Below are 23,437 nucleotides of genomic sequence, written 5' to 3' on the forward strand. Positions count from 1 at the left end.
GGCCTTAAAAAGTTACATTTTTAATACTGGCTGTAAAAACTTTGCAGGTCCCGCGCCAACCGGTCGTATATGGGACGGGTCAGTTCGAGGAAAAGGTCTTGCGGGGGCGGCGGGGGAATGTCGCGGCCGCGGATGAGGCCCTTGTCGGCATCGCTGAGGGCGCGCTCGTCGCCACGGAAAGTGCCGAACTGGTTTTGCCAGGTAAATGAACCGGGAAGGCGGTCTTGCCGGAGGATGCGGTCATTGGTGACATCGATGATCCGGTAGTCGAGCAAGCCGCTGGATTCCACCGTTTTCCTGGTAACGAAGATGGTGGCTTTCACGGTGATGTCTACCATGGGATATTTACCGGTGCTGTCGGGCTTATTGCCCTTCACCTGGATTACTTTCGAAACTTCGCGCTGGGAGCGGTCTACATAGGTTTGCCCTACCACGAAATCCATAAACCGCATTTCCATGTATTGATCGGGTTGGAAATCCTTTTCGCCGCGCACCCTTCTTTCATCGTAAAACCGCACGAAAGTGTTGATGCGGCGGTCTTCCAGGTTGCGGACGAGTGCATCGCGGAACTGGTCTGCGGAAAACTGGAAGTAGGAGGAACGGACGTCGATTTCGCTCACTACTACATGCACGAGCCCGAGTTGGTAGGCCTGTTCTTTCAGGCTGGCGGCGTCGCGGAAATTGGGGCTGAGGCGGAGGGCGGCGTCGAACTCGTCATAAGCTTGCCTGGCCGCGGCCTTATTGCGCTCGTCCAGGAGCTGGATACCCCTGTCATAACGGACTTCAGCGGCATTTTCGCCCGAAGCGGCGATGGCGGCGCTGTAATCTTTGGGCTTCACGACCGAACTGGCGGCGGGGGAGCTGCGGATAACGTTATAGAGCGCCTGCATGGAGCGGTATTCATGCTTGACGTCTTCCCATTTGAGGGGATTGTTGGAAGCGAGCGCCTGTTTGGCGCGGCCTTCATAAAAATCTTTGGCGGCATCATATGCAGCGGGGAGGAGCCGGAGGGAGGCCTCGTCTTGCGGGCGGCGTTGCAGCTTTTTCACGAAAGCTTCCACCGCGGCGGAATAACGGCCCTTGTTATACAGTTTTTCGCCGGATTTGCAGGCAAAGAGGATAACAGCCGGCAGGCATACGGATAGGTAACGGAGATACTTCAACATATAGCTGTGTTTACGAACTTATATATTCAAACGGCACGCCAAATTATTCCCATCGGATAACAAAAGGAAAATCAAGATGGTTTTACCATAGCTGGGTCAGATTTTGAAATTGCGGCGGAGCTCGCGGTCCACTTCGCGGGCCTTGATGCTGTCGCGCTTGTCGTGCAGCTTTTTACCTTTCCCGATGCCGATTTCCATTTTGGCCAATCCTTTGTCGGTAATGAACATCCTGAGGGGGATGATGGTGTAGCCGCGTTCCTGGATTTTCTTTTCCAGTTTTTTCAATTCTTTCCGCTGGAGCAGGAGTTTACGTTCACGAAGGGGATCGTGGTTGGCGTAGGTGCCGAATTTGTATTCGGCGATGTGCAGGCTTTTGACGAATAGTTCGCCTTTGGAGAAGTAACAGAAGCTGTCGTTAAAGCTCACCTTTCCACCGCGGATGGATTTGATCTCGGTTCCGGTCAACACCATTCCGGCGATGTATTTATCTTCTATCGCGTATTCAAAATAAGCCGATCTGTTTCTTAATTCTGCCATGTTGAGGGTTACAAATGGGCCGGCTGCGAGGGCAGCCGGCCGGGGAATATCTTTTTAGTGTTTGAACAGCTGGAGCAATGTTCCGAGCTTGTTCTTCAGCTCTTTACGATCGGTGATGAAATCGAGGAAGCCGTGGTCCAGGAGGAATTCCGCACTCTGGAACCCTTCCGGCAGGTCCTTTTTAATGGTTTCCTTGATCACGCGCGGGCCGGCGAAACCGATGAGGGCGCCGGGTTCGGCGGTATTGATGTCACCCAGCATGGCGTACGACGCGGTAACGCCACCGGTGGTGGGGTCTGTCATCAAGGAAATGTAGGGAAGGCGGGCAGCGGCCAATTGGGTCAGCTTGGCCGAAGTTTTGGCCATCTGCATCAGCGAAAACGCGCTTTCCATCATGCGGGCGCCGCCCGATTTGCTGATGATCATCAGCGGAAGCTTGTGCTGGATGCAATAATCGATGCTTCGGGCAATTTTTTCGCCCACCACGGAGCCCATGGAGCCGCCGATAAAGTTGAAGTCCATACAGGCCACTACGAGCCCGTTGCCGTTCACCGTACCCACGCCGGTGCGCATGGCGTCGGAGAGCCCGGATTTCTTCTGGGCGTCTTTCAGCCTGTCGCCATAAGGTTTCAGATCGTTGAAGCCAAGGAAGTCTTTCGGATAGATATTGGTGAAGAGCTCTTCAAAATTGTTATCGTCGAAAATGATCTCGAAATATTCGGGCGAATTGATACGGTTGTGATAGTTACACTTATCGCAAACGTAAAGATTCGCTTTCAGATCCTTCATGGTGGTCGTCTTCTTGCATTTCGGGCATTTGTGCCATAAACCGTCCGGTGCCTCCTTCTTCTCACTGGTACTGGTGGAAATACCCTGTTTAATTCGCTTAAACCAGCTCATACAGAATGTGTACTAAGTAATTAGATTAAAGATTAGTGGTGCAAGATACGATAAAATTAAATTTTTCCGTAAATCAAAAGCCCCCTGAATGTATCAGGGGGCTTTAACATATCATAACAACCTGTAAATTATGCGTTACGGTTGATGCAGTTGAGGTCTGTGAAAGCTTCTTCGAGGCGTTTCACGAAAGATTCCTCGCCTTTACGGAGCCATACGCGCGGGTCGTAGTATTTTTTGTTGGGCTTATCTGCACCGTCGGGGTTGCCGAGCTGGGTCTGGAGATAGCCTTCCTTGTCTTTGTAGTATTTAAGGATGCCTTCCCAGAACGCCCATTGCATATCGGTATCGAGGTTCATCTTGATAACGCCGTATCCGAGGGTTTCGGTGATCTGGTGCTTGGGAGAGCCGGAACCGCCGTGGAACACGTAGTAAACGGGTTTGGCGGCCGTGCCGAATTTTTTCTCAATATATTCCTGGCTGTTTTTCAGGATCTCAGGGCGGAGTTCCACGTTTCCGGGGCTATACACGCCGTGAACGTTGCCGAAAGCGGCGGCCACGGTGAAGCGGGACCCAACCTGGCTCAGCTGCTCGTAGGAATAGGCCACGTCTTCGGGCTGGGTGTAGAGGAGGGAGTTTTCAACGCCAGAGTTATCTACGCCGTCTTCCTCACCGCCGGTAACGCCCAGTTCGATTTCGATGGACATGCCCAGTTTATTCATTCTTTCGAAGTATTTCTTCGAAATTTCGATGTTTTCGTGGATGGGCTCTTCCGACAGGTCGAGCATGTGGGAGCTGTAAAGGGGCTGGCCGTTCTCTTTCATGAACTTCTCGCCAGCGTCCAGCAGCCCGTCGATCCAGGGCAGCCATTTTTTGGCGGCATGGTCGGTATGGAGCACTACGGGAACGCCGTAGTATTTGGCTACTTCATGTACGTGTTTCGCTCCGGAGATACCACCGGAGATATTGGCCTGCAGCTTGTCGTTCGGCATCCCTTTCCCCGCGAAGAATTGCGCCCCGCCATTAGAAAACTGGACGATCACCGGAGAATTCACTTTTGCGGCGGTTTCGAGAACGGCGTTCACAGAATCCGTGCCTACCACGTTTACCGCGGGCATGGCATATCCGCTATCCTTGGCATCCTTATAGAGCGCTTCCAGCTCTTCGCCGAATAATACGCCGGCTTTGTACTTTCCCATAGACGATGTAACTTTTAAATTTTAAAGGAAAGCAAATATAGGCATTTCAATTTTTAGATTTCTCTAAACTTATGGCCTGAAACAGGCGTTCGGCGTTGTTTTCATTCATTTGGGCACGCAAATTCGTTTGGATTGCCGACGGAAAAAGGGGCCGGAGTATCCGGCCCTCCAGCGCATCAGGTAACGGTCAGGGTAGTTCCATTGATGTTCACGGTGTATTTCGGCAGCGGGTTGGTGGCGGGCCCATTGGCTACGGAACCGTCGGTATTGAACTGGCTCCCGTGCCCGCAGGTACTGCCGCAAACGATCTTGCCGGCGTTGTAGGCAGACAGCGTGCAGCCCATGTGCGTACAGGTGCTGGTAAACGCTGCGAAAGACGCGGGCACATTGCCCGCAGCCAGGCGTATCAGCACTACGCCGCTTCCGATCATGAAACTGCCTACAGCCGTCAGGTCGTTGGCCAGGTTTACGGTCAGCTTAACATTGCCACCGCCGCCGCCGGGAGGGTTCACCGGTGCAGGATCGTCACCCTTCCCGCCGCAAGCCGCCAAACCGCCTGCGCAGAGCACCGCCAGCGTGGCGCCCATGCCGGACAGAAAATCTCTTCTTTCCATATTGCATAAAGTTGTTCGGAAAAGGTTACGGCGCGTTTCGCCAAGCGGTTGCCTGTCCCCGGAAAATCATTCCGGGAACGAGGGGAGGTGGAGCGCCTGTCAGCATGAAACCCTTGCTGGCAGTACGTTGTATGTAGTGAAATTATTTTTGGATACCGGGGAGGGTTAACGGAATTTGTCCAGCAGCCCGTTGAAATAAGCGGGCGCATGCATCAGCCGGCTGCCGTACCAGGAAAACATTTCTCCATCTACCAGTGCGATCTCCGCATCCGGCAGGTATTCCCGGATTTCATCGATGTGTTTCGTCTTGAAAGGATAGGGCTCGCTGCTGAGGAGCACGCGTTTCACGCCGCTTGCCGCCAGCTGGGGAAGCGTAACGGACGGATATCTTCGCAGGTCTTCGAAAACGTTGCGCAGCCCGCATCTGCGGAGCATGTCGTTGATGAAAGTATCGCCACCGGCCACCATCCACGGGTTGCGCCAGATGAAATAGGCCGTGGGAACGGAAGGGTAGAGGGGACGGATAGCGGCAAATCCCCCGCTGATCCGGCCTGCGATTTCACCGGCCGCTGTCCTTTTATCGAGGATTTCGCCGAGGGAATAGATCATTTCGAGCGATTCCTCCAGCGTATGGATGTCGCTCGTCCAAACGGGGAACCTTTGCGCCAGGGCTTCGATCTGCGCCCGCTCGTTCTCTTCCTTATTGGCGATGATCAGTTCCGGCCGCAGCGCCGCGATCTTATCGATATGCAATTGCTTCGTGCCGCCCACGCGTGTTTTTTCGCGGAACCATGATTCCGGATGCACGCAGAATTTGGTGATGCCGGTTACATCGGCCCCCAGGTCGTACAATAACTCCGTCTGCGACGGCACCACCGACACGATGCGCACCGGTGGCGCATCCAGCGAAATCGTATGCCCGATTTGATCTGTATACCGCATGCTAATTCCCCAGTGCCTGGATGATGTCGTATTTGGTGACGATATGATAATTGCCGGAATCGTCCTGCGTCAGCACGGCGCCGTTTTCCTTGTTGATATATACGGTGAGCTTTTCGATAGGCGTGTCCATCGCCACTACGGGATAGGCTTTCTGCATGACGATGCGCACGGGCTGCTCTTTCAGGTCGGGCTGATCGATCAGTTTGCTGAACAACCCGCCTTCGGAGAGGGCGCCGATCAGTTCACGGTCCTGCAGCACGGGCAAATGCTCGATGTCGAACTTTTTCATTTTACCGATGGCTTCGCTCACGCGATCGTCCGGCGAAATCGTTACCAGTGGCAGGTTCCGGCGGCCATTCACCACGTCGCGCACGGTTTTTACGTCGAGGAACCCGCGTTCCATCATCCACTGGTCGTTATATACTTTCCCCACGTACCGCGATCCGTGATCGTGGAAGATCACCACTACCACATCGTCTGCCTTCAAGCGTGTTTTGAGTTGCAAAAGCCCTGCCACGGCCGATCCGGCGGAATATCCCACGAAAATCCCTTCTTCTTTCGAAATCCTTCTCGCCATTACCGCACCGTCTTTATCGGTCACTTTCTCGAAATGGTCGATCACGCTCATGTCGTAATTCTTCGGCACGAAATCTTCACCGATGCCTTCGGTAATATAAGGATACACTTCACTCATATCGATTTCGCCGGTATCGAAATACTTCTTCAGCAGCGATCCGTAGCTGTCTACCGCCCATATCTGCACGTCGGGGTTTTGTTCCTTGAGGTATTTTCCCGTTCCGGTGATGGTGCCGCCGGTGCCGGTGGCCACTACGAGATGGGTGATCTTTCCCGCGGTCTGTTCCCAGATTTCGGGGCCGGTCTGTTCGTAATGCGCATCGCGGTTGGCGAGGTTATCGTATTGATTAACGTAAAAGCTGTTGGGGATTTCGCGCGCCAGGCGGGCAGATACCGAATAATACGACCGCGGATCTTCGGGCAGCACGTTGGTGGGGCATACGATCACTTCGGCGCCCACGGCCTTGAGGATGTCCACTTTCTCCTTGGATTGCTTGTCGGTAGTCGTGAAAATACATTTATAGCCTTTGATAACGGCCGCCAGCGCCAGGCCCATCCCGGTATTGCCCGAAGTGCCTTCGATGATTGTTCCGCCGGGCTTGAGCAGCCCCCTTTGCTCGGCTTCTTCCACCATTTTCAGTGCCATACGGTCTTTTATGGAGTTGCCGGGGTTGAAGAACTCTACTTTGGCGAATACGGGGCAGGGCAGTTCGGCCGTTACGCGGTGCAGTTTGACCAGTGGGGTATGGCCGATCGTTTCGAGGATATTTTCACAGTACTTCATATTCTTGGTGCTTGGGAAACGAATTTAAGGTAATTGGACGAATGATGATTTATATTTGCTTCCATGAACAACATCTTCATAACCGGCATCGGCACCGGTGTGGGAAAGACGATAGCGTCTGCCTGTGTGGCGGAAGCATTGGGCGCGCAATACTGGAAGCCGGTGCAGGCGGGCATTGAGGACGGGACGGATACCGAAACGGTACGGGCCCTCACTTCGCCGCAGGTAACCGTTCACGAAGAGCTGTACCGCCTGGCCATGCCCGCGTCTCCCCACCTGGCGGCGCGTGCGGAAGGGATCGTGGTGCAGGAAGACCGGATTTTGCAGCGTGCACGCCAGTTGCAGCAGGAAGGGAGACCTTTGGTGATCGAAGGCGCCGGCGGGCTCATGGTACCGCTCAACGGTAATTATTTCTTCCTCGACCTCGCCCGTGCGCTCGGCGCCCGCGTGATCGTGGTGGCGCAGAATTATCTCGGCAGCATCAACCACAGCCTCCTCACGGCCATGGCGCTACGAAACGCCGGCCTCAACGTTACCGGATGGATTTTCAGCGGCGATTATCATACCAACGAAGACGACGTGGTGGCCTGGAGCCAGTATCCGCTCATCACCCGCATCCCGAAAGCGCCGCGGCTCGACAAAGCCTTTATCGCCCTCGAAGCCGAAGCGATGCGCCCAAAATTGCAAGAACTCCTGGGCCGATGAATACCGCTGCCGCCAAACAGGCCATCCGCAAGGAATACCTGGCCAAAAGAAAAGCCCTTTCGCCGGAAGCCCTGCAACGGCTGAACGCCGCGCTGATGGCGCAATGTAGCCAGCTGGCATTTGGAGACCCTTCCTATATCCACCTCTTCCTGCCCATCACAGCCAAAAACGAAGTGGACACCTGGCCCCTGGCCGATTGGCTCCGCGCACAATTCCCCCGCGCCAAACTCGTGCTCCCGCGCTCGTTCATCGCCACCGGCGATATGCAGCATTTCGTGTGGGACGCGGGCACCCAGCTCATCGAAAACGCCCTCGGCATTCCCGAACCGGATGGCGGGGAACCCGTTCAGCCCCGTCAGCTCGACGTAGTTTTCGTACCCCTGCTGGCTTTCGACGAAGCCGGGCACCGGGTGGGATATGGCAAAGGCATGTACGACGGCTTTCTCCGCCAATGCAGGGCAGACGTGCTTTCCGTAGGGCTCAGCCTCTTCGGGCCGCTCCCCGAGCCGATCGCAGACGCCTGGGATGGCGATGTTCCGCTGCGGGCGGCCGTCACCCCAGACAAAGTATATTACTTTAAAGACGAAAAACGATGAAAAGCCCTCTTTGGCAATATCTTGGCTTCCTCCTTTATCCCTTCGCATTGCTCTATGGCCTGGCGCTCTGGGTCCGCAACCGCCTGTACGACGCCGGCATGCTCACTTCCGTGGAATTCAGCGTGCCGACCATCGCCGTAGGCAACCTTTCCGTTGGCGGCACCGGCAAAACGCCCCATGTGGAATACCTCATCCGCCTGCTGAAAGACCGCCACCGCGTGGCCACCCTCAGCAGGGGATACAACCGCAAAACGAAAGGTTTCCAGCTCGCCGCAGCCAAAACCACCGCGGCAGACATCGGCGACGAGCCCATGCAGTTCCACCTGAAATATCCGGACATTACCGTTTGCGTAGGCGAAGAACGCATGCTGGCCGTGCCGCAGCTCATGAGCGACCGCCCGGACACGGAGGTGATCCTGCTGGACGATGCTTTCCAGCACCGTTCCATCAAGCCCGGTCTCAACCTCATGGTGACCGATTACAGCCGCCTTTTCACACGCGACCATGTAGTGCCGGCAGGCCGGCTGCGGGAGGGAAGGAAGGGGTATCACCGGGCAGACGGGATCATTGTGTCGAAATGTCCGGTCGATCTTTCGTTGGCCGAAAAAGAAAATATCCGGAAAGAAATCAACCCGCTGCCACACCAGGAATTATACTTTACCACCCTCCGGTACGGCGTTCCAGCCGATATGCTCAGCGGCGAGCCCGTTCTCATTCCGGAGAACGCGAAGGTCCTGGTGGCCTGCGGGATCGCCCGGCCGGAACCGCTGGTACAACATTTGCGGCAAAGGCACGGGAACGTGAACCTCCTGTCGTTCCCCGATCATTATTATTACACCCGGAACGACCTGGAAAAGATCAAACTGGAGCTGGGGCATATGGATGGAGATGGCCCCGGCTATATCGTAACCACGGAAAAAGATGCGGTAAGGCTGAACCTGCTGCGCGAGATCATCGCGAACATGCAGCTGCCTTTTACCGTTATACCGGTGGAAGTGGCCTTTCTCTTCGGAGAGGCCCCGGCTTTCGACCGGTTCGTTACCAGGTACACGGAAAATGCATTGTTGGCGGCGAACGAAGACCCTGCGGGAACGTAGGCGCGCCGCACCCCCTAAAATCATGTAAATGACCAAAAAGAAAGAAAAGAAACAGAAAAGCAGTAGCCAGAAGAAGACCTATAAAGGCATCGTGGACGTCACCCGCTCGGGTATGGCGTTCGTGGTAGTGGAAGGGTTGGAGAGTGACATCATGGTGAAACAGAAAAACCTCAATTCCGCCCTGGACGGCGATGAAGTGCTCGTAGACGTCATCCGCCAGGGCAAAAGCATGGGCAGGATGGAAGGGCATGTGACAGACGTGCTCGTCCGCAAAAAGACCGAATTCACCGGAACCATCCAGCTTAGCAAGACATTCGCGTTCCTCGTGCCGGAAAAAGGCTCCTGGCTCCCCGATATCTACATCCCCGAAAATTCCCTCAAAGGCGCCAAAGACGGCGACCGTGCCGTGGTAAAGATCGTGGCATGGGGCGAAAAGAGCCGTAAACCCGTGGGCGAGATCGTCGAAGTCCTCGACGCTACCAACGCCAACGACCTGGCCATGAAGGAAATCCTCGTGGAAAGCGGATTCCCGCTGCACTGGCCCAAAGATGTGCTCGACGAACTGGCCGCCATGCCGGGCGCGGGCAATCTGAGCGCCAAAGACCGCGAAGGCCGGAAGGATTTCAGCAAAATACTCACTTTTACCATCGACCCTGTAGACGCCCGCGATTTCGACGACGCCATTTCCATCCGCCGGTTGAAGAACGGTTTGCTGGAAATCGGCGTGCATATCGCAGACGTGAGCCATTACGTGCAACCCGGCACCGCACTGGATAAGGAAGCGGAGCACCGCGCCACGTCGGTGTACCTGCCAGACCGGGTGCTGCCCATGCTGCCCGAAAAAATCTCCAACGAGCTTTGTTCGTTACGGCCGCATGAAGACCACCTGTGCTTTTCCTGCGTGTTCCAGGTAGACGATAAGGCGAAAGTGAAGCAGTACTGGATGGGGAGGACCATCATCCATTCCCGCCACAGATTCACTTACGAAGAAGTGCAGGAGATCATCCAGACCGGTGAAGGCCCGTATTTCGAGGAAGTGTTGTTGCTGAACAAACTTTCCCAGACGCTGCGTGCCGCGCGCTTCAAGGACGGCGCCATCAATTTCTCGAGCCAGGAAGTCCGCTTCCAGCTGGATGAAAACGCCAAACCCGTGGGCGTAAAGGTTAACGAAAGCGACGAATCGCACCAGTTGATCGAAGAACTGATGCTGCTGGCGAACCGCACGGTGGCCGAATACGTGTCCAAACAGAAAGTGAATACCCATCCCGTTCCGTTCCCATACCGGGTCCACGATACGCCGGATGAAGAAAAAATGCACGTTTTTGCCGTATTTGCTGGTAAATTCGGCTATAAATTCGACGCCACGAGCCCCGATACCATCGCTGCATCCTTCAACAAGATGCTGACGCTGGTGAAAGGGAAACCGGAACAGCATGTGCTGGAAACCCTCGGCATCCGTACCATGGCAAAGGCCATTTATACGTCCGACAATATCGGGCACTACGGCCTGGGATTCCCGCATTATTGCCATTTCACCTCGCCCATCCGCCGGTACCCGGACGTGCTCGTGCACCGCATCCTGGCGCAGGTTTTGGCGGGCGACATCAAGCCCGACAAGCAGCTTGAAAAACGCTGCAAACACTCGTCAGACATGGAGCGCAAGGCCATGGAAGCCGAAAGGGCCGGCAACAAGTACAAGCAGGTGGAATACATGCAGGATTTCATCGGGGAAACTTTCGAAGGCATCGTTTCCGGCGTGGCGCATTTCGGGTTCTGGGTGGAAACCGTTTTCGCGAAATGTGAAGGCCTGGTAAGCGTGCATGGGCTGCGGGAGGATTACAGGCATTCCGAGACCGATTACGCCCTCATCGGCATGAGAACGGGCAAGCGCATCCGGATCGGCGATAGGGTGACCATCCGCGTGGTATCCGCGAGCCTGGCCAAGCGCCAGCTCGATTATGAACTGGTGGAAGAAGGCAGCGATCTGCCGCCGTTGAAGAAAGGCGGCCGGAGCGAACGGATGGAGCGGCCAGACCGGAGCGATAACAGGAAGAAGACAGGCAAGGCGCCGCAACATAAATCAAGGAAGAAAAAGAAGTAAGATGCATTCATTCAAAGAATTATCAGCGAAATTCGAACAGCAGTTCAGTCAAAGACAATTTCCCGAACACCCGGCCAACCTGTACGATCCCGCCCAGTACATCCTGGGGATCGGCGGCAAGCGCATCCGCCCCGTGCTTTGCCTGTTGGGCAACGAGCTCTTTACCGACCTGGAGCCGGACGCCTTCCATGCCGCCAACGCGGTGGAACTGTTCCACAACTTCACGCTCATTCATGACGATATCATGGACAAGGCGCCCCTGCGCAGGGGGATGCCCACCGTCCATACGAAATACAGCGATCCGGCAGCGATCCTCGCCGGCGACGTGATGCTCATCCATAGCTACGAACATCTCAACAGAATCACCGGAAAGTACCGCCAGAAGATCGTTTCTGTATTTAACCGCGCCGCCCGCGAAGTATGCGAAGGGCAGCAGCTGGATATGGATATGGAGCAAACGGCGCCTGAACAGGTGAAATATGAAGACTACGTGAACATGATCGCCCTGAAAACCTCCGTACTATTGGCCGCCAGTCTGCAAATGGGCGCCATTTGCGGCGGCGGGAGCGAAGGGAACCAGCAGCACCTGTACGGATTCGGCAAGAACGTGGGCATCGCCTTCCAGATACAGGACGATTACCTCGATGCCTTCGGCGACCCGGATAAATTCGGCAAGCAACAGGGGGGAGACATCCTCGTCAACAAAAAAACCTTCCTGCTCCTCAAAGCCCTCGAGCTCTGCAACGGCACGCAACGCCAGAAACTACACGAGCTGCTGGAAAGTAACCCGGCCGATAAGGTAGCTTCCGTGCTCCAGATCTTCCGCGATTGCCGGGTAGACGCCTGGGCCGAGAAGGAAAAAGAACGTTTCTCCCAGATCGCTTATGAACACCTGGACGCCATCGCCGTGATCTCCGGCCGGAAGCAGCCCCTGCGCGAACTGGCGGATTTTCTCCTCGTCCGGCAACATTGAGTAAGGATTATTTTTATATTTGGCCGTTATTGACAGTTTTTAGCCGTCAGTAACGGCTTTTTTAATATCAACCCTTAAACGCAACAAATGTCTAACTCGCTTTTCAGGAAAAAATCCCTGACCAGCATTCTCCATGAAGCAAAAGCCGGAGACGGCGACGCGCACATGTCGGGCCTGAAGAAGGTGCTTACCGTACGCGACCTCACGCTGATGGGCGTGGCGGCCGTGATCGGGGCGGGGATCTTCTCCACGATCGGGCAGGCGGCTTTTAATGGAGGACCTGCGGTAATTTTCCTGTTCCTCCTCACCGCCGTTACCTGTGGCTTTACCGCGCTTTGCTACGCCGAGTTCGCTTCCAGGGTACCCGTGGCCGGGAGCGCCTATACCTATTCGTACGTTACTTTCGGCGAAATGGCCGCATGGATCATCGGATGGGCGCTGATTCTCGAATATTCCATCGGCAACATCGTGGTGGCCATTTCCTGGAGCAGTTATTTCAACAACGTCCTCGAAGGGATGGGCATCCATCTGCCCGCGTACCTCACCACCGATTACAATACCGCCAAAGCCGCCGCCGGCGACGCATGGAACACCGCGCCCCTCATCGGCAGCTGGCGCGTCATCCTCAACATTCCCGCTTTCATCATCGTTGTGCTCGTGACCATCCTGGCGTATGTAGGCATCCACGAGAGTAAGAAAAGCGCCAATTTCATGGTGGGGCTCAAGATCGTGATCCTCCTCGTTGTGATCGCCATCGGCATGTTCCATATCAATTCCGACAACTGGCAGCCTTTCATGCCCAACGGCTTCAACGGCGTGCTGATGGGCGTTTCGGCCGTGTTCTTCGCCTATATCGGGTTCGACGCCATTTCCACCACGGCGGAGGAAAGCGCCAATCCGCAGCGCGACATGCCCCGTGCCATGATCTATTCCCTCATCATCTGCACCATCATTTACGTGATCGTTACCCTGGTGATCACGGGCATGGTGCATTATTCCGAGTTCCAGCACGTGAGCGATCCGCTGGCGTATGTGTTCGACAAGCTGAACATGCGCACCATCGGGTATATCATTTCCATCAGCGCCGTGATCGCCGCCACCAGCGTGATCCTCGTGTTCCAGATCGGCCAGCCCCGCATCTGGATGAGCATGAGCCGCGACGGCCTCCTCCCGAAGAAATTCGCCAAAGTGCATCCCAAATACCACACGCCCGGCTTTTCGACCATCGTGACCGGTGTGATCGTGGCCATCCCTTCGCTGTTCGTGGAAAGCGGCATCGTGACGGACCTCACCAGCATCGGCACCCTGTTCGCTTTCGTGCTCGTATGCGGCGGCGTGCTCATGTTGCCGAAAGTGCCGAAAGGAGAGAAGAAATTCAACCTGCCGTATGTGAACGGCCTGTTCGTGGTGCCGGTCATATTTGCCGTGTTCACCTGGTTCTTCCGCGACCGCATCGGCGAAAGCTTCGCCGGCATCGCCGCGCTCGACCACGACCGCGTACTGTTCGTCATCTTCTACATCCTGGCGTCCCTCATCACCGTGTTCACCATCATCAAACGGCTGTCGCTCATCCCGGTGCTGGGCATGCTTTGCTGCCTCTACCTCATGATCGAGATCCCCGTTCGCAGCTGGGTGGTGTTCTTCGGCTGGATGGCCGTAGGCCTGGCGATTTACTTCCTGTATGGTTACTGGAAAAGTAAATTGGCGGCCAGGAAAGCGTAATTAATTGATAAACAATCAGATAATTCAAAAGGCGGGCAACTTGTCCGCCTTTTGCCGTTTTTAATGCCGGACACAGCCATAGCAAAGGATTTACAACCAATGGCATGGAAATTTCGTAACTTCAGGGGAGAGTTCTTTTCACTGCTAAAACTTTCGTTATGAACCTCCTGCAACGTATAGAACGTTGGGGTGATAACCATCATCCCAAATGGGTGGACGGTTTGCGGATCCTGCTGGGATTGTTCCTCATGTGGAAGGGTATCCAGTTCGTCGATAACATCGACCTGCTGAAATCCCGCATCGCGGAACAGCCATTTTTGACCGCGGTATCGTTCTGGCTGGCTCACTACATCGTTTTTGCCCACACCGTAGGCGGACTGTTCATCGCACTGGGCCTGCTTACCCGGGTAGGCGTCATCGCCAACCTCCCGGTACTCATCGGCGCGGTCTTTTTCATCAATTCTTCCACCAATCTTTTCAGCGTGTATCCCGAAATGAGCCTCTCCGTTGTAGTGCTGGTCGGGCTGTTGTTCTTCCTTGTGGAAGGCAGCGGCAGGGTTTCGGTGGACGAATATATGCGAACGCACCCGGAGAAAAGCGCCGCCTGATTGCAGTAACCGCACCTTTGCTTAATTTTGCCTGCTATGAAATATACAGTAGGCGACAAGATACTATTGCTCCATTCCAAGGAAGAAGGGACTGTGCTGGATATCATCAACGATAAAATGGTGCTCGTTGAGGTAGGCGGCACCAAATTCCCCGTGTACCTCGACCAGATCGATTTCCCCTATTTCCACCGCTTCACCCAAAAGCAGGCCCCGCTGCCGCCCAAGCGGACGCCGGGAGAAGAAATCAAACGGGAGAAGCCCCAGCCGAAGGTCAATAAGCCGGAGAGAGGCGTTTTCCTCACCATGCTGCCCGTCTGGAGCCACGACGGGTGGGATGATGTCGTGGACACCCTCAAATTCCACCTCCTCAATGAAACCAACCGCGCCTACACCTATCGTTTCGAGATCTGGCTGAACAACACGCTGTTCCTCGAACTGAAACAGGAAGTCCCTGCGCAGCAACATATCTACCTGGCCGACCTCAATTTCGACCAGCTCAACGATAAAGCCCGTTTCGAGTTCAAATTCCAGCCGAAGGAAGCCGACCTGACGCTGGCCCCTGAATTGGCGAAAACCTGGAAAATCAAGGCGAAACAGCTCTTCCAGCAGCTGGAGAAAGTGCGGGAGGAAGGAAAAGCGACCATCGAGTACGAATTGTTCATCAAATACCCGCCGCGCCAGGAAACCGACTCGTTCGGGTTCACCCCGCAGGAAAAGAAGAAACTCAACACCCTGACCGATGTCCGCCAGCTCAAGTCGCCGGAACGGCTGGACGCGCGCTATGAAATCGATCTCCACATCGACCGCCTGGCCGATAACTGGCGCGATCTCAAGCCCCTGGAAATCCTGGCCATCCAGCTCAACGAGTTCCAGCATTACCTGGACCTGGCGATTTCCCAGCGGTTGCACAGCATGATCATCATCCACGGCGTGGGAACCGGAAAGCTCCGCGATGAGCTGCACGACATCCTGAAAACCATTCCGGAAGTGAAATTTTTCGTGAATCAGTACCATCCTTTCTACGGTTACGGGGCAACAGAGATATTTTTTAAGTAATTTCGCAGCTCGTTTTTACGTCACCCGGCGCAGTGGTGCTGCCGTTCCTGCTTTATGCAGGGAAGGAAAGTCCGGACAGCGCAGGGCAACGCACCACCTAACGGGTGGGGCGCCCGGAAACGGGCGTACAGAAAGTGCCACAGAGAATAACTGCCACGGAGCGATCCGGGGCGAGGGTGAAAACGTGGGGTAAGAGCCCACGCTGGTTGCGGGCAACCGTTATCAGGGGTAAACCTTGCGTGCTGAAATGCCATGTATACGGTCGATTGAAGGCGGCCCGCCTGATGACCGAGGGTAGGCAGATACAGGCGCACCGTGAAGTGCGTCGCAGATAAATGGCAGCAACGTTTGCTTCGGCAGGCGTACAGAATCCGGCTTACAAGCTCGCCGGGTGACGTAAATACGAAAAAAAACCGGGCGCATCCGATAGGGTGCGCCCGGTTTCTGTTTATACGTGTCCGTGAATCAATCCTTTTTCAGGTTCATTCTGGCTTTGTTCTTTTTGGCATTCTCGCCTTTGGTTTTCGCCGCCAGCTTGATGGCCTCGTAAGCGTTCACCATGCCGCCGGATTTGGAGAGCTCGGAGAATTCAACTTCTTCGTCTTTGGCGCCCGGTTTGTTCACTTTTTCGGCACCGGGAAGGGGCGTAGCCGATTTCTCGATGATCTGCTTCAACTGGCGCGCGCTCAGGTCGGGGTAGTACGACAGGATCATCGCCGCCAGGCCGGCTACAACGGGCGAAGCCATGCTCGTACCGCTGGCACTGCCGTATTTATCGCCGCCTGGAACGGTGGAATAGATCTGCACGCCGGGGGCGAACACATCCACTTCCTTCTTGCCGTAGTTGCTGAAACCCGCGATCTTGCTGCCTACGCGGCCGTTGGAAGAAGCGCCCACGGTAATCATGTTATCTGCTTCCTTGCCGTCTTCGAAAGTATCTTTGGGAAAGTTCTCGGTCTGATCGTTGTTGGCCCCGTCGTTACCTGCGGCATGTACCAGCAGTACGCCTTTTTCCTGCGCGTAGCGGATGGCGTCGTCTACCCATTGTTTCTGGGGAGAAAAGCCTTTGCCGAAGCTCATGTTGATGACTTGCGCGCCGTTGTCTACCGCATAACGGATACCCAGCGCCACGTCCTTATCGCGCTCGTCGCCCTCGGGCACTACTTTCACGGTCATGATGCGCACATTATCGGCCACACCGTCCATGCCCACGCCATTGCCGCGCGCCGCACCGATGATGCCGGAAACGTGCGTGCCGTGGAATGCGAACTGGCCCATTACATCGGCGTTGCCGTAGTAGCGGTCGTTGATGTCGTTGATATTGTCGCCCACGATGATGGTGCGTTTATCCACCGGTTCGGCCCCGGTTACTTCGGCTTTCTTTTTCAGTTCCTTGATGTATTCTCCCAGGTCGTTTTTGAGGGCCTGGTAGGTCATTCCTTCTTCACCGGTGCTGCCGAGCAGGCGCAGGGCGAATCCACGGGCGAACATGACGTCGGAATCCGTGGAACGGAGGGTATCGAGCTGTTCTTTGGTGAAGTCGTTGGTTTTGAGGAATTCTGTGAGGACGCTCTCGCATTTCAGGAGGTTTTCCTGCACTTTGAGCATCATTTTGTAATCCGTTTTGGCCTGCGTGGAAGGTTTCTGGCTGCGGTCTTTCAGGCGCGTCCAGTAAGCATATTCCTTCGAGTCGGGCTTCAGGGCGGAGTCCGGGTTGCCGTAGAGGCGGCGGTAGCGGTAGAATTCGCGGGTGGCCTCGTCGGAATCTTCTTTTACGGAAGATCCGTCTTTGGCGCCGAGGAAATTCCATCCGTAGATATCGTCTACATATCCGTTGCCGTCGTCGTCGATATTGTTACCGGGGATTTCGTTGGGGTTTTTCCAGAGAATGGGACGAAGGTCTTCGTGCGTGGTATCCACACCGGAATCGATCACGGCTACGATCACCGTTTTCCCGGTCTTGCCTTGCAACAGTTCGCGGTATGCCTTTTCGACACCGATCCCGTACACGCTGTCTGTTCCGTAACTCAGCAACTGCCAGTTTTGGGGAACGGACGGCCTGGATTGTCCGTATCCTTCAGAAGTAATCAACATGGCTACACTTGCTCCAACGGCCAGGGCTCTGCAGATGCTATTCATTGTTATGTTCAAATTTTCCAGATTGTTTTGCAATTCAGGTACCGCAATTAGTTAAAGATATGGTAAATGCGTTACAACAGTTACCGGGATGTGGTGAGTGGCTTGGCGGGCGGACTATTGGTCTGTAATCCAACTAGGCAACTATGCCCTTCCGGCTTATCCAGCCATTCCGATTCGCCCCTCCAATTGCCCCTTTGATCACATACCGCTGGTACCCGCCGGACAGATTGTTTAATTTTACCATATCGGTATAAAAGCCGCAAAGATTCTCTTTTTCACTGGATTCCCGGAGCGGTTTAACATTTCCTTCACGAAATCACAAACATCTATGTAAAGTTTTTTCATAAACCAAATCTTCCGCCATGATTAAAACCATTCTGATGACGCTGGCACTATGGGCCAGCCCGCCCGATCAGGGCACTGTCCGTACGCCTACCACGGTCATTTTCGTGAACTGCGCCGAACAGGAACGGGGGCAGCTTACCACTACAGGCCGCGACCAGGCCGGCCTGCTGGTCAATTTCCTGGAAAATGAGACGATCAGCGCGGTATATGCGCCGTACACTCCCTGCCTTGTGGAAACCGTCAAACCGCTGGCGGCGTCGAAAGGGCAGGAGGTGACCTATTTCCGGGACGCCTGCGATGATGACGCGCCCGTCATGGAGCACATCCTGGACGTGATGCTGGAGAAAAATGCCGGCAAAACGATCGTGGTATGCGCCAAAGCGGCTAGTATCGAAAAAATGTCGAAAATGCTCGGAATAAAGAAAAAATCGCTGAAACCCAATACAGGCGCGTTTGGAGAGGTGTTGATCGTCAATATTTTATATAAAGGTGAAGCGGTAGCACAAAAGTTGAATATGAATTTTCAAAAAAAAGTGTAATATTTGGTTCAGAGAGTGCGCAGCTTGCACCCTGCAACTCGCACTTTCTCATAAGCATGGTTTCCGTTTAACGAAAAAGCGGGGTTCTCCAACCCCGCTATTCTCTTGCCCGTCACACCTTTTTTTCGTGTTTCCCTCACACCTTTTTTCGCCTGGATGCCGGGCTGAAGAACGTTATAGCAATTTCTGCCGGCATTCCGACTCAATATGCTCATTTGAAACATGTCTGCAACAAAATGCATTAAAAAATCCCTCCAGGCCAGGGCCCGGAGGGATGCGTATGTTTACCCGTAACGGGAGATCAGAAATCGAATTTGATCCCCTGTGCCAGCGGCAGTTTCGTGCTGTAGTTGATGGTGTTGGTCTGCCGGCGCATGTAAGCCTTCCAGGCGTCGGAACCGCTTTCCCGGCCGCCGCCCGTCTCTTTTTCGCCACCGAAAGCGCCGCCGATCTCCGCACCGCTCGTACCGATGTTGACATTGGCGATGCCGCAGTCGGAACCCGCCTGAGAAAGGAATAGCTCCGCTTCCCGGAGGTTCAGCGTCATGATGGCCGATGAAAGCCCCTGTGGCACACCGTTCTGCAGCGCGATGGCCTCGTCCAGCTCCGAGAATTTGATGAGGTAAAGAATGGGCGCGAACGTTTCGTGCTGCACGATCTGGTATTCGTTCTTCACCTCGGCGATGGCGGGTTTAACGTAACATCCCGATTCATAACCGGCCCCTTCGAGCACGCCGCCTTCCACCACGAATTTGCCGCCTTCCTTTTTGCAGGCTTCGATGGCTTTCTCGTAAGCCTGAACGGCGTCTTTGTCGATCAACGGGCCCACGTGATTGTGCTCGTCTAGCGGATTACCGATGCGCAGTTGCCTGTAAGCGTTCACCAGCTTGGTTTTGAAGGCCTCATACACGCTGTCGTGGATGATGAGCCGGCGGGTGGAGGTACAACGTTGCCCTGCCGTGCCCACGGCGCCGAATACACAGCCTACGAGCGACATATCCAGGTCCGCGTCTTTGGAAATGATGATGGCGTTGTTGCCGCCCAATTCCAGCAGTGCCCGGCCCAACCTCGCGCCTACGGCCGCACCTACGGCCTTACCCATGCGGGTGGAACCGGTTGCGGAAACGAGGGGCACGCGCCCGTCGGCCGACATCCATTCGCCCACCTTGCGATCTCCCACCACCAGGCAGGAAACGCCTTCAGGCACGCCATTGGCGGCAAACACCTTTGCGGCGATATGTTGGCAGGCAATGGCCGTGAGGGGCGTTTTTTCGGAAGGCTTCCAGATGCAGACGTCGCCGCAAACCCACGCGAGCATGGCGTTCCAGCTCCACACCGCTACCGGGAAGTTGAAGGCGGAAATAATACCTACGATGCCCAGGGGATGCCATTGTTCGTACATCCGGTGGCCAGGGCGCTCGGAGTGCATGGTCAGCCCGTGCAACTGGCGGCTGAGGCCCACCGCGAAATCGCAGATGTCGATCATCTCCTGCACTTCGCCATATCCTTCCTGGAGGCTTTTGCCCATTTCGTAGGAAACGAGGCGGCCCAGGGCTTCCTTGTTGGCGCGCAGGGCTTCGCCTACCTGCCGTACCACCTCGCCGCGGCGGGGCGCCGGCCACATGCGCCAGGCTTCATAGGCCGATTGGGCGGTTTTGATTACTTCGTCATAATTCTCCCGCGAAGCGCATGTCACGCTGGCGATCGATTTTCCGTCTACCGGCGAATGGGAGGTTATCTCCGTACCATTGGCTTTCAATATTTTGCTGCCGGTGGATACGCCGCTGTTACTGCCGGCGATACCGAATTGTTGCAGTATCTGCTCCATCTTGCTTGTGTTTTTTGTAAATTTCGTTCATGAACTTTTTAAAGTCTCCCTGGCCGTGGTACGTTGCCGGACCGCTCATCGGCCTGTCTGTTCCGCTGCTGATGCTGATCGGCAACAAGGCGCTGGGCATCTCGTCGTCGCTCCGGCACATCTGTGCGGCCTGTCTTCCCGGCAAAATTCCGTTTTTTCAGTATGACTGGAAAAAAGAAAGCTGGAATCTCTGGTTCGCCGGCGGTATTGCCCTGGGCGCCCTGCTGGTGCTGCTGTTTCTCGGCAACGGCGAGCCGGTGGCCCTGAACCCCTCCACCATTTCGGCCCTGAAGGCCAATGGGGTGCAGGAGTTCGATGAATTACTGCCTGGCGATATTTTCAATTGGGGCAATGCCTTTAACGGCATCGGCCTGCTGTTCTTCGTTGCCGGCGGCTTCCTCGTTGGTTTCGGTACCCGGTACGCCGGCGGTTGCACGTCCGGCCATTCCATCTACGGCATTTCCACCCTGCAATGGCCGTCGCTCGTAGCTACCATCTGCTTTATGGCCGGCGGCTTCGCGATGACGCACCTCATTCTTCCACCTCTCATGCGCTGGCTGCTCTTATGAAAAACCTGAAATTCGGTATCGCCGGCATCCTTTTCGGCATTATCCTCGCCAAAGCGGAAGTTATTTCCTGGTTTCGTATCCAGGAGATGTTCCGGCTGGAATCCTTCCACATGTACGGCGTGATCGGCTCGGCGATCGCCACGGCCATGCTGGGCGTATTGCTCATCCGTACAATGGGCTGGCGCAGCATGAGCGGGGAGGAGATCGTTGTCCGGAAAAAGCCGTTCACAAAGGGCACCGTCATCGGCGGGCTGCTCTTCGGCCTGGGCTGGGCTGTTACCGGCGCCTGTCCGGGACCGATTTTCGCCCAGATCGGGAGCGGTTTTACCGTGGTGGTCATCACGCTGCTGAGCGCCATTGCGGGCACCTGGGTGTACGGCAAACTGAAAGACCGCCTGCCGCACTGACCGCCCGTCAATCCTTCTTGCCCGTTTGCGCCGAATAGGTGCTTTCGAATATTTTGTCTGCGTTGTTGGCTTCGAAACCTTCGCGCCGGTGCTGCCTGCGGATATCCGCGGGCGCGAGGCCGGCAAATTCCGGTAGCACTCTTCTTTCCGCGAACTCCACGTACGATCCCGCGATCTCCTTTTTCTCGCCGCCGTCGAATTCCGCTTCGATCATACGCGCAACGGTGCTGCTTTGCAGTAAACCCTTGTCCGGACTGGTTTTGATCTTACCGCCGGAATCATTGAGCCGGAAGCCTTCCCTTTCCAGGAAGTCATTGAAATCCGCGATGGTATTGTATCCGGGAGGCAGGTTGTGGACGCTGACAGTAAAATGGTTGAGATAATAGCGATTGTAGATCACCCAGGCCGCGTATTCACTTTCCGCGCCGAGCAGCAGGTAATCGGAGAGGGTAGGCGTGCGCCAGAGGCCGGAATGGAGGAAATGGTCCACGGCTTCACCATCGTCGAGGTCCAGCGCGTCTACCGGGTCGGAAGTTACTTCGTCGGTATAGCTGTGGATGGTTTGCTGTGCCTTTTCAGAAAGGTCTTTCACGCGGAGCTCGGAGATGAAGATCCGGGGCAATTTATCGGACGGCGGCGCATACCAGTATGCGTCGAGTTTCTTTTCCGGGAAGTTGTAGAAATCCATTTTCCGGTAGCCGTAATGGAGGAAAATCTTTTCGAGGGACCGGATACCGAGGTGCGGCACGCCGAGGGTCCGGAAAGCGATGTGATCGTTTTCGATATCGGTGGCTTTGGCGATAATCCCTTCACGGACCATGGCCCTGATAATGGCGCCCACGTCGGGAACGCGTTCCTGGTAACGGCTCATGAGTCCGTTCAATACTGTTTCCAGCGTTGTCATCAGCTTAGATTTTGTAAAAAGTTTTGGTGAATGCGGTTGGCGGGGTCGGTCGCCGGGATCATGGCACGTGCGAGCAGGTGCTGCGCAGGTACGAAAGCAGGGAAAGTTGTATGTTGATCATGGCGTTCACGAAAGCGAATATAACGAAAGCGGTGGAATTTGGGGCTAGTGCATAAAAAAAGCCCCTCCTGCGGAGGGGCCACTCTTTGTTCGAAAAAGCGCACGGCCTTAGTATTGTTCGTTGTCGTTGGGAAAATCCTTCCCTTTCACGTCGGTAATGTACTGTTTGGTGGCGCCCAGGATCTGGTCGTACAGGTCGAGGTAGCGGCGGAGGAAGCGGGGTTTGAACTCCTTGTTGATACCGAGCATATCGTGCATTACGAGTACCTGACCGTCAACATATTTGCCCGCGCCGATACCGATCGTGGGAATGGTGAGCGCTTCGGCTACGCGTTTGCCCAGTTGGGCGGGGATTTTTTCCAGTACGATGGCGAATGCGCCGGCTTCCTGGAGCAGTTGCGCGTCGCGGATGAGCTTTTCGGCTTCGGCATCGTCTGTAGCCCTTACGGCATAGGTGCCGAATTTATAGATGCTCTGGGGCGTGAGGCCCAGGTGCCCCATAACGGGTACCCCGGCGCTGATGATCCTTTTCACGGACTCGATGATCTCTTCACCGCCTTCGATCTTCACACCATGCGCACCGGTTTCTTTCATGATCCGGATAGTGGAAACGAGCGCTTCTTTCGAGTTGCCCTGGTAAGAACCGAAGGGGAGGTCTACCACTACGAAGCTGCGCTTGATGGCGCGCACTACCGAGGCGGCATGGTAAATCATCTGGTCGAGGGTAATGGGGAGCGTGGTTTCATGACCGGCCATCACGTTGGAAGCGGAATCGCCTACCAGCAGGATGTCGATGCCCGCGTCGTCAAAGATGCGGGCCATGGAAAAGTCATAAGCGGTCAGCATGGAAATCTTTTCTCCGTCCGTCTTCATCTTTTGCAGCACATGCGTCGTGATGCGTTTGATTTCTTTGTTTACAGCAGACATTGCATTACGTATTTACACCGGGCCCAATGCCCGAAGCGGCACAAAGTTTGGAATAT

At 55.2% G+C, this 23,437-nt stretch carries 22 protein-coding genes and 1 other RNA gene; 12 read left to right on the forward strand and 11 right to left on the reverse strand.

Translation table 11 applies throughout. The annotated features are described in order from the left end of the window. Positions 1-20 precede the first annotated feature (20 nt). From EJ361_RS01265 to EJ361_RS01295, 7 genes are all read right to left on the reverse strand, one after another. Positions 21-1,166: a tetratricopeptide repeat protein gene (locus EJ361_RS01265; RefSeq protein ID WP_126243531.1), complete on the reverse strand. Its 1,146-nt coding sequence runs from the start codon at positions 1,164-1,166 to the stop codon at positions 21-23. A gap of 96 nt (positions 1,167-1,262) precedes the next feature. Next, positions 1,263-1,703, reverse strand: a complete 441-nt coding sequence (gene smpB, locus EJ361_RS01270; protein ID WP_126243532.1) for an SsrA-binding protein SmpB — start codon at positions 1,701-1,703, stop codon at positions 1,263-1,265. 54 nt (positions 1,704-1,757) lie between these two features. Beyond that, positions 1,758-2,603, reverse strand: coding sequence for an acetyl-CoA carboxylase, carboxyltransferase subunit beta (accD, locus tag EJ361_RS01275; protein ID WP_126243533.1), 846 nt, complete (start codon positions 2,601-2,603; stop codon positions 1,758-1,760). A gap of 128 nt (positions 2,604-2,731) precedes the next feature. Next, entirely contained in the window at positions 2,732-3,799 is a 1,068-nt protein-coding gene (gene fbaA, locus EJ361_RS01280; protein WP_126243534.1) for a class II fructose-bisphosphate aldolase, read from the reverse strand. 176 nt (positions 3,800-3,975) lie between these two features. Then, positions 3,976-4,413 carry a QcrA and Rieske domain-containing protein gene (locus EJ361_RS01285; protein ID WP_126243535.1) on the reverse strand — a complete coding sequence of 146 codons (438 nt, stop codon included), beginning with the start codon at positions 4,411-4,413 and terminating at the stop codon, positions 3,976-3,978. 165 nt (positions 4,414-4,578) lie between these two features. Beyond that, positions 4,579-5,355, reverse strand: a complete 777-nt coding sequence (locus EJ361_RS01290) for a helical backbone metal receptor (protein ID WP_126243536.1) — start codon at positions 5,353-5,355, stop codon at positions 4,579-4,581. A gap of 1 nt (position 5,356) precedes the next feature. Further along, positions 5,357-6,715, reverse strand: coding sequence for a pyridoxal-phosphate dependent enzyme (locus tag EJ361_RS01295; RefSeq protein WP_126243537.1), 1,359 nt, complete (start codon positions 6,713-6,715; stop codon positions 5,357-5,359). Between the two features lie 63 nt (positions 6,716-6,778). Here EJ361_RS01295 and bioD point away from each other — a divergent pair, with 63 nt between their 5' ends. The 9 genes from bioD (at position 6,779) to rnpB (ending at position 15,968) form a co-directional block, all read left to right on the forward strand. Beyond that, the gene (gene bioD / locus EJ361_RS01300) at positions 6,779-7,420 is read left to right on the forward strand and encodes a dethiobiotin synthase (protein ID WP_126243538.1); all 642 of its coding nucleotides are present in this window, start codon (positions 6,779-6,781) and stop codon (positions 7,418-7,420) included. Continuing rightward, positions 7,417-8,016, forward strand: coding sequence for a 5-formyltetrahydrofolate cyclo-ligase (locus EJ361_RS01305; protein WP_126243539.1), 600 nt, complete (start codon positions 7,417-7,419; stop codon positions 8,014-8,016). The genes bioD and EJ361_RS01305 overlap by 4 nt, the downstream gene beginning before the upstream one ends. Next, positions 8,013-9,113: a tetraacyldisaccharide 4'-kinase gene (gene lpxK / locus EJ361_RS01310; RefSeq protein WP_126243540.1), complete on the forward strand. Its 1,101-nt coding sequence runs from the start codon at positions 8,013-8,015 to the stop codon at positions 9,111-9,113. The genes EJ361_RS01305 and lpxK overlap by 4 nt, the downstream gene beginning before the upstream one ends. 28 nt (positions 9,114-9,141) lie before the next feature. After that, positions 9,142-11,214 (forward strand): ribonuclease R, encoded by a 2,073-nt coding sequence (gene rnr, locus EJ361_RS01315; protein WP_126243541.1) that lies wholly within the window; start codon positions 9,142-9,144, stop codon positions 11,212-11,214. 1 nt (position 11,215) lies between these two features. Then, entirely contained in the window at positions 11,216-12,187 is a 972-nt protein-coding gene (locus tag EJ361_RS01320) for a polyprenyl synthetase family protein (protein WP_126243542.1), read from the forward strand. A gap of 87 nt (positions 12,188-12,274) precedes the next feature. Then, on the forward strand, positions 12,275-13,909 hold the full coding sequence (locus EJ361_RS01325) for an amino acid permease (RefSeq protein WP_126243543.1): 1,635 nt from the start codon (positions 12,275-12,277) through the stop codon (positions 13,907-13,909). A 158-nt stretch (positions 13,910-14,067) separates the two neighbouring features. Then, a complete protein-coding gene (locus EJ361_RS01330) occupies positions 14,068-14,517 on the forward strand; it encodes a DoxX family protein (RefSeq protein ID WP_126243544.1) in 450 nt (149 codons plus the stop codon). A 36-nt stretch (positions 14,518-14,553) separates the two neighbouring features. Then, positions 14,554-15,573 (forward strand): Smr/MutS family protein, encoded by a 1,020-nt coding sequence (locus EJ361_RS01335; protein WP_126243545.1) that lies wholly within the window; start codon positions 14,554-14,556, stop codon positions 15,571-15,573. A gap of 24 nt (positions 15,574-15,597) precedes the next feature. Next, positions 15,598-15,968: RNase P RNA component class A (gene rnpB / locus EJ361_RS01340), an RNA gene on the forward strand. Positions 15,969-16,038: 70 nt separating this feature from the next. On the opposite strand, the gene EJ361_RS01345 is transcribed toward rnpB, so the two are convergent. Continuing rightward, entirely contained in the window at positions 16,039-17,712 is a 1,674-nt protein-coding gene (locus EJ361_RS01345) for a S8 family peptidase (RefSeq protein ID WP_205686900.1), read from the reverse strand. 362 nt (positions 17,713-18,074) lie between these two features. Between EJ361_RS01345 and EJ361_RS01350 the strand changes: the two genes are divergently transcribed. Further along, positions 18,075-18,596, forward strand: coding sequence for a histidine phosphatase family protein (locus tag EJ361_RS01350; protein ID WP_126243547.1), 522 nt, complete (start codon positions 18,075-18,077; stop codon positions 18,594-18,596). A 301-nt stretch (positions 18,597-18,897) separates the two neighbouring features. On the opposite strand, the gene amaB is transcribed toward EJ361_RS01350, so the two are convergent. Continuing rightward, complete coding sequence (gene amaB / locus EJ361_RS01355; RefSeq protein WP_126243548.1) at positions 18,898-20,424, reverse strand: L-piperidine-6-carboxylate dehydrogenase; 1,527 nt, start codon at positions 20,422-20,424, stop codon at positions 18,898-18,900. A 29-nt stretch (positions 20,425-20,453) separates the two neighbouring features. Here amaB and EJ361_RS01360 point away from each other — a divergent pair, with 29 nt between their 5' ends. Continuing rightward, entirely contained in the window at positions 20,454-21,023 is a 570-nt protein-coding gene (locus EJ361_RS01360) for a YeeE/YedE family protein (protein ID WP_126243549.1), read from the forward strand. Beyond that, positions 21,020-21,430: a DUF6691 family protein gene (locus EJ361_RS01365; protein WP_126243550.1), complete on the forward strand. Its 411-nt coding sequence runs from the start codon at positions 21,020-21,022 to the stop codon at positions 21,428-21,430. Before EJ361_RS01360 ends, EJ361_RS01365 begins: the two co-directional genes overlap by 4 nt. Before the next feature lie 7 nt (positions 21,431-21,437). Here the strand turns inward: EJ361_RS01365 and EJ361_RS01370 are convergent, their stop codons facing one another. Next, a complete protein-coding gene (locus EJ361_RS01370) occupies positions 21,438-22,334 on the reverse strand; it encodes a DUF1338 domain-containing protein (protein WP_126243551.1) in 897 nt (298 codons plus the stop codon). 228 nt (positions 22,335-22,562) lie between these two features. After that, positions 22,563-23,381, reverse strand: coding sequence for a 3-methyl-2-oxobutanoate hydroxymethyltransferase (gene panB, locus EJ361_RS01375; RefSeq protein ID WP_126243552.1), 819 nt, complete (start codon positions 23,379-23,381; stop codon positions 22,563-22,565). Between the last annotated feature and the right edge of the window lie 56 nt (positions 23,382-23,437).

It is taken from the genome of Chitinophaga rhizosphaerae, assembly GCF_003958645.1.
Classification (GTDB): Bacteria; Bacteroidota; Bacteroidia; order Chitinophagales; family Chitinophagaceae; genus Chitinophaga; species Chitinophaga rhizosphaerae.